Below are 8,770 nucleotides of genomic sequence, written 5' to 3'. Positions count from 1 at the left end.
GTTTAGAACTCGTATTTAACACTAATGTTATAATTACGCTCAGCTTGCGTTTTGTCTCGACTTAACTCAGTCTTACCGCGAACATCGTTCCAAAGATGGTATTCTTCATTCGTTAGATTCATAACACCAGCACGAATGGTTATATCTTTCATTGGTTTGTAGTACGCCGTTAAGTCAACGACTGTCGCAGACGGCAAAGCAACTTGGTCTTTGATTCCGCCTTTATCACCATCAGAGTTGATATCACTGTTCGATTTCTTAGCCGTGTAGTTTACTTTTAGGCTTGTCCCCCAAAGTGCATTTGGTGAATCGTAATTTACAGCAGCTACGGCATTCCATGGGTTTACACTGTTCAAAGGATTACCATCACCATCTTCACCTTCTGTGTATGCTGCAACAAAGCGAGTTGTCACGCCTGATGGAAGACCAGCAATGGCATGCCAATCAAGACGGTTAGAGAGCTCAACCCCTTTAATGTTTGCTTCACTAATATTGATATTTGTGAATTCAGTTAAACCACCATTGTTTGATGACGTTTGCTCAATAAAGTCACTGTAATCACTGTAGTAGAACGCTACTTCAGTTGCCGACGCTGCAGTGTTATGACGGTAACCAAGCTCATAAGACAAACTCTTTTCAGATCCCAAATTTGGGTTAGGGCGGTTGGTATAGCCATGAGCCGGATTATCGTAGGTGTAGTAAAGCTCGTCGAACGATGGCGCTCGGAACCCTTGGCTCACTTGCGCGAAGATCGTGCCTGGTTGCGATATAGAGTAAGTTGCTCCTAAACGACCAGTTAATGCAGAGTCGCTAAACTTCTCGAATGACTCTTCAGAAGTATTTGAAGGATTAGTAGAGAAGTAATCGTAACGCACACCTGGAGTCAGAATTAGCTTGTCATTAAGAAGCGAAATTTCATCTTGCAAGAATAAACCAAAGCTTTCTTCTTTTGCATCCGGTGTGTAAACGTAAACAGTATCTGGCGTGCCAGGATCGGAATTAAACTCGCGATTGGTATTACTGATGTCACTATGTTTGTACGATATTCCGTAAACAATATAGTGATTTTGAATCTCTTTATCTAACTGAGTTTCGAATTCAAATTTGTCTTCAGTATATTCGTAATCTTTTTTCTGTTGGTTGTCACCACTAGGCGGTACGTAAGGTGGGTAACCAGGGCTAGCTTCGATAAAGCGATTAGAGACGCCGTTTTCTTCTTTACCAATCCATGTAAGCTTGGACGTGATCGTATCCGAGATAGCTGCATCTGCAAACCAAATGTGCTTGAGCCCAATGCGATTTTGCTTGGTTGTGTCTTCAGCGTTGAAGTTTTTGTAACTTTTATGTGCGATCTCTGAGTCAGTCTCGTTGTAAATAACTTCTCCCAAAAACTCCAAGCGATGAGCGTCATTCAATTGAGATTGAAGTTTTACCAATAGATCGTTTTTGTAATAATCTTGGTTGTCCACAGAATAGTTATCGTAAGGCGCCTTAGAGAAATTTTGTAGCTCTGCACCATCACGGCGTGTAAAGGCTACAAGTGCTTCTGTACTACCGAAACGCTTTGCTAAAGCTACATGCTCACTAAAAGAGTTATCTTCCGATGAATAAGAGAGTTTAGCTTGACCACCAAAGTCTTTGCCATCTTTGAGGAAATCCTTCGGATCTTTTGTTTCGAATGCGACAACACCGCCAATTGCATCACTACCATGTAGGCTAGAAGCTGCTCCTTTAACAATTTCGACACTCTTTAGCATATCGGGGTCGACAGTAACGGCACTAGAATTGATAAACGAATATGGTCCACCGCTGAATACACCTGGTTGAGATGCACCGTCTACTAAGATTTTAACTCGTTTACCTTCCATCCCGCGAATGTTAATACTTTGGACGCCTTGGCGTTGAGTGCCATTAACAGTAACACCTGGCGTATACTCGAATAGATCATTCAAGTCCTTTACCATGTTTTCTTCGATGTCTTTCTCTGATACAACAGCAACAGAAGCAGCAACAGTGTTTATGGTTTGGTTGGTACGGGTGGCCGACACAACGACTTCTTCAAACTTAGAAGCTTCTTCCGCATAAGCAGTATGGGAAAGGGCAACTAAAATGGAGGCTGACAAAATTGATTTTTTATACATTGGCTTCAATACCTTAGATCCATAATAGGTAACAACACGCGGATATTAATGGATCTAAATGGTAATTACTATCATTACCATTGTCATTTATTGATTTGTATTGAATCTTCTTCTTAGGCTATTAGCATTCCTAGTCTTTAGTTATCAATATGTTATATAATTTGTCGTTAGTTCTTGATAAGTTCATCCAAATACAACGAATGTGATAAATGTCACATTAAGAGAGGCCATGTGCAGAGTCCAATTACGTTAGAAGCACTCCATATTCTAGATGCTATTGATCGAAGAGGGAGTTTTGCTGCTGCTGCGAATGAGTTAGACAGAGCCCCGTCATCGCTGAGCTATCAAATCCAGAAACTCGAGCAAGATTTAGACATTATTATCTTCGATCGCTCTGGTCACAAAGCCCATTTTACTGAAGCAGGTAAGCTTATTCTTGAAAGAGGAAGAGCCATTTTACAAGCCAGTGAAAAGTTAGTGAACGATGCAACGTTATTGGCGAATGGTTGGGAACTGGATATTACCATTGCCTTTGATGGCATTATTCCTATATCCAATTTTTTCCCGATGGTTGATGCGCTGGCCGAGGTCAGCTCAACTCGAGTCAGGCTGCAAGAGGAGATTCTGGCTGGTAGCTGGGAGTCGTTGAATACGGGGAGAGCTGATTTACTGATTTGCCCATCACTGGATACGCTTCCTCAAGAAGTTAAGTCAGAAAAAATTGGTAAAATGAGTATGTATTGGGTAGCTTCCGCTGATCACTATGTTCACAAGCGTAGTGGTAAGTTTGATGAAGCAGCGCGAGAAAAGTATCGGATTATTGCTATTGCAGATACCGCACGTGAGCAACCAGCGCTCTCAATTAATATCATTCAAAAACAGCCTCGCTTGACCGTCACCAACTTTACGGCAAAAGTAGAAGCGCTCACTGCAGGTTTAGGTATTGGTACATTACCAAGCCAAATTGCACAACCTCTTATTGATAGTGGTGTATTGAAACGAATCGAAGGCACTGAAGAACAGCCGATGGATATTATTTTGGCATGGCGCCGGAACACTATGGGTGAGGCAAAATCCTGGTGTATTCAGTACTTAAAAAAGAATTGGAAACTAAAGTAACAACGTAACTTTTACTTCTTAGATTCCCATTGATTACCGAATGTAAGAAGTAAAAGTCATCGCTAATGCTGCGCTTTTCGATTTAAAGGGAGCACCATATCTGCCGTACCGTCTGCAAACTGGACATCGATCTCAAACCCCAAGTTCTGAGCCAACATCAACATCCCTCTGTTTGTTGGCATGGTCATTCCAGACATTTGCTTTGTGCCTTTAACTTTGCAATAGCTGATTATTTTCTGCATCAGCACTTTGCCTAAACCTTTTCCTTTCAAATCTGAACGAACCAAAATAGCAAACTCAGCGTCACTATTGTCTGGTGTAATCAATGCGCGGGCTACCCCTATGATAGACGGTCCGTCAGTATTAAACGCTACCGCAACAAACGCCATTTCGCGGTCGTAGTCGATTTGAGTAAAGTTTGCCAAAGCCTCATGGTTGAACTCTCCAACTTCAGAAAAGAAACGCTTATAGAGATCTTCTTTCGATACGCTATTAATGAATTGAGCATGCAGCGGCTCATCCTCTGGCAAGATAGGACGGAGCAGGATAGGTTGGCCATCTCGAAGCGTCACCGTTTCGACAAACTCTGCCGGGAAAGGGCGAATCGCTAGCCGTTTTTGGGCGTCTCCTTCGTACTTACACAGTGTGACATCTGCATCAAGGATAGTTAAATCGCTTCCGGACACTAGTACTGGATGGATATCCAGTTTTTGTATTTCTGGTAACTCAACTGCCATTTGGGAGATACGAACCAAGAACTTCGACAACTCAGTAATATCGAGCGCATCTTTGTGTTTCTGCAGGCGAATCTTTCCAGACTTTAGGGCAACAACGACAAGGTAGCGCGCAAGCGTCATGTTCAAAGGAGGAAGTGCAGCGACGGCATCTTGGGCGATATTCCACTCAGAGCCGCCTTGACCAAGCAAGATCACTGGTCCAAAGACTTTATCTACTGCAATACTAATCCGTAGCTCTTCAGCGCTGCCGAGCTTTGCCATCCCTTGTACTAACAGCCCATGTACATTGGCGGAAGGGTAACTGAGCTTTACGGTATCTAAAATGGATAGCGCTGCGTTGGAAACTTCTCGACTGTTTCTTAAATTTAGAGCAACACCGTGAACATCCGATTTATGAGGAATGTCTGGAGAACGCAATTTAACCGCAACAGGATATCCAATATTTTCTGCCATATGAACGGCTTCAATGTCGTCAGATGCAATCCACGTAGGCAAAACGTTAAACCCGAACAGCTTAAATAATGGGCTGGTTTGATGCGTATCCAAGGTGACTGTGTTTTTATCCAGTAGTCGTTCGTTTACCCATTCTTTTGCTGAACTCACACTTCCAGAATGTAATGGCTCTGCCGTCGTTGGCGTTTCCATTAGTTGTTTCTGGTTTCGTCTGTATTCGACCAAGTGCATGTATGCTACAACCGCACTTTCAGGTGTTCTATAGGTTGGAATGCCTGCTTGAGTAAAGGCCAGTCGCGCTTCTCTCGACGTTTGTTCTCCTGACCAGTTGGTCAAGATATTAAAATGCTTATGCCGAGGGTGAGATTTGATGGCATTAATAACGACTTGAGCAGTTTCAAGAGGATCAGAAACAGCAGAAGGACTATGCATAATCAATATCGCATCTGCACAGTCGTTATTCATCAGTGCGTTAATGGTATCAATATAGCGTTTTTGGGTTGCGTCACCAGACAGATCAATTGGATTTCGAGCACGCCAGTTGGATGGAAGTACTGCTTGTAATTGCTCAATGGAAGCGTCATCAAGCGTTGCGAGTTGGCCACCACGTTCAATCAAAGTATCAACGGACATAACAGCAGGGCCGCCGCCATTGGTGATGATCGCTAAACGCTCTCCACGAAGTGGCACAGAATGCGTGAGTGTTTCTACCGCGGCAAAAAGCTCATGCGTATTGCTGACTCGTAACATACCAGTTCTGCGAATAGCCGAATCGTAAATTACGTCAAGTGTATCTCCGTCTTGCTGCTCAAAAGTATTCATCTCTTTAGATCGGCCCGCTTTTAGCACCAATATACGTCGGTTACGTGAAGCGGCGCGCGCAGCAGACATAAATCGGCGAGCGTCTTGGATATTATCAACATAAAGCAGAATAGCTTCAGTGTTTCCATCCATACTCAAATAGTCGAGCAAATCTGCAAAATCGATATCTTGTCCGCGCCCAATCGAAATGAACGAAGAAAAACCAATGTTCTTATCATTTGCCCAGTCTAAAACCGTGGTACAAACCGCCGCGGATTGTGAGATGAAAGCAATTTTTCCGGGTTTAGCTGCAACAGGGGAAAACGTGCAGTTAAAATTGTGCCAAGGAAGGATGATACCTAAGCTGTTTGGGCCTAAGACTCGAATGTTCAATGATGAGATATCTAAAGGATTAGGGTCATCAGAGATAACAATCGCAAACGGTGTGCCTCTCTCATCTAGCTCTTTAAGCAATTGCTCGTTACGTGAAACGTTCGTACACAAAATTGCAATATCTGGCGTATAGGGCAGGGAAGCTACATCAGGGTAAGCGATCACGCCAGATACGGCTTTATATCGCGGCGTTACTGGCATAATCGCGCCACCAAATCCACTTTGTAGAAGGTTGCGCATCACAACATGTCCTGCTCGCAATGCTTTTTGAGATGCCCCAATAACGGCCACAGAGTTGGGTTTAAAGAGTTTATGTAGTTTATTCATGCTGACTCCTGGCCGTTTGTAAGTCACGTTGGCTTCTCGGTTTCATATCAATCATAAACGAATAATTTACTGATAAAACATCTTCAGACCAGACATTGCAGAAAATGTGTACGATGCTTATGGAGTTTGTGTTATTCATCACATCAAAATCACAGATTATTGTATTTGATGCTTGATAAACGGCCCTGCTATCGGCATGATTTATCGTAATATTTATCCAGAGCATTTGTTACTTCATGAAAAAAATCGCAATCATCGGCTTGTCAGTTCTGCTTTCTGCTTGTGCATCTGAAACTTACATCACGGATGTGACCTCAGAAAGTTACCGAGAGGACTACAAATCAGATCGTATCTCTAAACCAATTATGGCGTCTGAAAACGCTGTAGTAGAAAAAGACGTACAACCAACTGTTGTGAAAATGACGGCAAAGCCTGAAGAAAAGAAAGTAGTCAAGCTAACGCCAAAAGAGCAGGCGAAGCCAGTTAAGATCGTACCACCAAGTAAAAAGCAAGCTGGCATTCAACGATTCGGCTATACCATTCAAGTCGCAGCTGTGGGTAGCCAAGCTAAAGTCGATCAGTTTGCAAATAAGCTGCCACAGAACGGTCAGCCAATTTGGGAAAACTACAAAGTTGTAAACGGTACTAAGTGGTTCTCAGTTTTATACGGAGACTACGCAACAAGCGCAGAAGCCAAGCAAGCGATTTCGACTTTGCCAGCTCAATTTCAGCAGTTAAGACCATTTGTTAAAAGCATTGATGCAATCAAAAACTCAGCTTACCCAACGCTTAACAAATTAAATTAACACATCAAATAAGGGAGCGAATAGCTCCCTTATTTATTTGCTCAAATCCTATTCGAACAACATTCCTCACATTAAAATTACTGTACGTCACACTTCAAAGGTTTATCATAATAAATAGTATCTTTTGTAGGTCACGGAAAGATGGATTCATGATTAAAAATATTCTTTTACTATGCGGCGGTGACTCTTCTGAGCACGAGATTTCATTATTGTCTGCAAACTTTGTCGAACAACAACTAAATCTTATTGAAGACGTTCACGTTACACGCGTAGAAATAAAAAACGAAGGTTGGATGACCAACCAAGGTGAGTTGGTTTACTTGGATCTCAATACCAAGCAGTTGTGCTCAAGTGAATCTAATCAAACCATTGATTTCATCGTGCCTTGTATACATGGTTTTCCTGGCGAAACAGGCGACATTCAATCTCTGTTTGAAATCGCAGGTATTCCTTATCTTGGCTGCGGGCCAGAAGCGAGTAGCAATAGTTTCAATAAAATCACATCTAAGCTTTGGTACGACGCTATTGGCATACCCAATACGCCATACTTATTCTTAACGCGAAACGATGAAGAAGCTCACGTTCAAGCTCATAAAGCCTTTGAAAAGTGGGGAAAAGTTTTTGTTAAAGCCGCTCGCCAAGGTTCTTCCGTTGGCTGTTACAGTGTCACAGAAAAAGGCAAGCTTTCTAATGCAGTAAATGATGCTTTTGGGTTTTCTGACCAAGTGTTGGTTGAGAAAGCAGTAAAACCTCGAGAACTTGAAGTTGCTGCATATGAGATGAATGGCCAACTACATATCACTAAGCCAGGCGAGGTCATCGCGCCTGATGGTGCTTTTTACTCGTACGATGAAAAGTACAGCAGTTCAAGTCACTCGCTCACAGAAGTTGAGGCGAAGAATCTAACTCAAATACAATTAGATTCCATCCAACACGCATCAGAGACGGTATTTAAACAAATGAATCTTCGTCATTTATCTCGTATCGACTTTTTCCTAACGGAAGATGATGAGATTTACTTAAACGAAGTAAACACATTTCCAGGAATGACTCCGATCTCAATGTTCCCTAAAATGCTTCAAAACAACGGGCACAAATTTCATGAGTTCTTGGAAGATTGTATAAACAGTGCAAAGTGATTAACGTTATCGAGACGCGTTTTATGATACAAGTTGTTTTCTAGAGCAAGGATTATTCAAGCCGTATTTGAATATTGCTCAGTAGCAATTATGATTATATCAACGCATTAAACAGATGACTCAGTGGTATGGCGATTTCAAATTATAGAGGTTTTAACCTGCAGTCAGTCGGATCAGATGGCAGTGTTTGGAAGGTTAAAATCAAGAACCACGTCTTACAGGGCAGTTTGACGGCGGTAAAGAAAAGCATTGATTGGTGGTGTGACACCGCATCGATTATTGATCCCAAAGAGTTTGCTTCACTCGGACAAAGAGTGCAGCAAACTGGTGTTGCAAAATCAGAGGTCTTTAACGGCTATACTATTCAAAACGATACAGGCCAACCTAACTCTTGGTACTGTATGTTTAATGGTAAACTGATTAAGGGCAGTAAAGCCGCTATTCAACGACATATCGAAGCTTATTTGGTTGCAAAGCAAAAAGCGATGCAAGCTCAACAACAAAAGAAACAATAGAATGACTCTGGTATATTCAACAGAAACCGGTCGAATTAAACCGGAAGAAGAAAAAGTATCTCGCCCTAAAGGCGATGGTGTTGTTCGGATTCAGCGCCAAACGAAAGGCCGTAAAGGTAAAGGCGTATGCATTGTTACAGGTTTAGACTTGGATGATGCACCTTTAAAGTTATTAGCGGCAGAGCTCAAAAAAGTCTGTGGCTGTGGTGGCTCTGTAAAAGATGGCAATATCGAGATTCAAGGTGATGCTAGAGACAAGATCAAGGCACATCTTGAAAAGAAAGGCATGACAGTCAAATTAGCCGGTGGCTAATTTAATATTTCCAGTAAACAAAAATG

At 42.2% G+C, this 8,770-nt stretch carries 7 protein-coding genes; 5 read left to right on the top strand and 2 right to left on the bottom strand.

What is annotated here, in order from left to right; translation table 11 throughout:
• Window positions 1-2: 2 nt before the first annotated feature.
• Window positions 3-2,141, bottom strand: coding sequence for a TonB-dependent hemoglobin/transferrin/lactoferrin family receptor (locus tag CAG68_RS19915; RefSeq protein ID WP_033907072.1), 2,139 nt, complete (start codon window positions 2,139-2,141; stop codon window positions 3-5).
• 231 nt (window positions 2,142-2,372) lie between these two features.
• Between CAG68_RS19915 and CAG68_RS19910 the strand changes: the two genes are divergently transcribed.
• On the top strand, window positions 2,373-3,260 hold the full coding sequence (locus CAG68_RS19910) for a LysR family transcriptional regulator (protein WP_017634152.1): 888 nt from the start codon (window positions 2,373-2,375) through the stop codon (window positions 3,258-3,260).
• Between the two features lie 62 nt (window positions 3,261-3,322).
• On the opposite strand, the gene CAG68_RS19905 is transcribed toward CAG68_RS19910, so the two are convergent.
• Window positions 3,323-5,971, bottom strand: coding sequence for a bifunctional acetate--CoA ligase family protein/GNAT family N-acetyltransferase (locus CAG68_RS19905; RefSeq protein ID WP_161441563.1), 2,649 nt, complete (start codon window positions 5,969-5,971; stop codon window positions 3,323-3,325).
• 236 nt (window positions 5,972-6,207) lie between these two features.
• Between CAG68_RS19905 and CAG68_RS19900 the strand changes: the two genes are divergently transcribed.
• The 4 genes from CAG68_RS19900 (at window position 6,208) to yciH (ending at window position 8,744) form a co-directional block, all read left to right on the top strand.
• A complete protein-coding gene (locus CAG68_RS19900; RefSeq protein ID WP_005390018.1) occupies window positions 6,208-6,777 on the top strand; it encodes an SPOR domain-containing protein in 570 nt (189 codons plus the stop codon).
• Between the two features lie 149 nt (window positions 6,778-6,926).
• Entirely contained in the window at window positions 6,927-7,916 is a 990-nt protein-coding gene (locus tag CAG68_RS19895) for a D-alanine--D-alanine ligase (RefSeq protein WP_161441562.1), read from the top strand.
• 128 nt (window positions 7,917-8,044) lie between these two features.
• Entirely contained in the window at window positions 8,045-8,431 is a 387-nt protein-coding gene (locus CAG68_RS19890; RefSeq protein WP_005376294.1) for a DUF3319 domain-containing protein, read from the top strand.
• 1 nt (window position 8,432) lies between these two features.
• The gene (gene yciH, locus CAG68_RS19885; protein ID WP_005376292.1) at window positions 8,433-8,744 is read left to right on the top strand and encodes a stress response translation initiation inhibitor YciH; all 312 of its coding nucleotides are present in this window, start codon (window positions 8,433-8,435) and stop codon (window positions 8,742-8,744) included.
• Window positions 8,745-8,770: the final 26 nt, after the last annotated feature.

It is taken from the genome of Vibrio sp. V42_P2S4T144 (assembly GCF_009904715.1).
Lineage (GTDB): Bacteria > Pseudomonadota > Gammaproteobacteria > Enterobacterales > Vibrionaceae > Vibrio > Vibrio alginolyticus.
This window is presented reverse-complemented; position numbering and strand designations above follow the sequence as displayed.

Coding starts and splice junctions, on each gene's coding strand:
- CAG68_RS19900 (WP_005390018.1), top strand. CDS start 6,208: ATGAAAAAAATCGCAATCATCGGCTTGTCAGTTCTGCTTTCTGCTTGT.
- CAG68_RS19915 (WP_033907072.1), bottom strand. CDS start 2,141: ATGTATAAAAAATCAATTTTGTCAGCCTCCATTTTAGTTGCCCTTTCC.
- CAG68_RS19895 (WP_161441562.1), top strand. CDS start 6,927: ATGATTAAAAATATTCTTTTACTATGCGGCGGTGACTCTTCTGAGCAC.
- CAG68_RS19890 (WP_005376294.1), top strand. CDS start 8,045: ATGGCGATTTCAAATTATAGAGGTTTTAACCTGCAGTCAGTCGGATCA.
- CAG68_RS19905 (WP_161441563.1), bottom strand. CDS start 5,971: ATGAATAAACTACATAAACTCTTTAAACCCAACTCTGTGGCCGTTATT.
- yciH (WP_005376292.1), top strand. CDS start 8,433: ATGACTCTGGTATATTCAACAGAAACCGGTCGAATTAAACCGGAAGAA.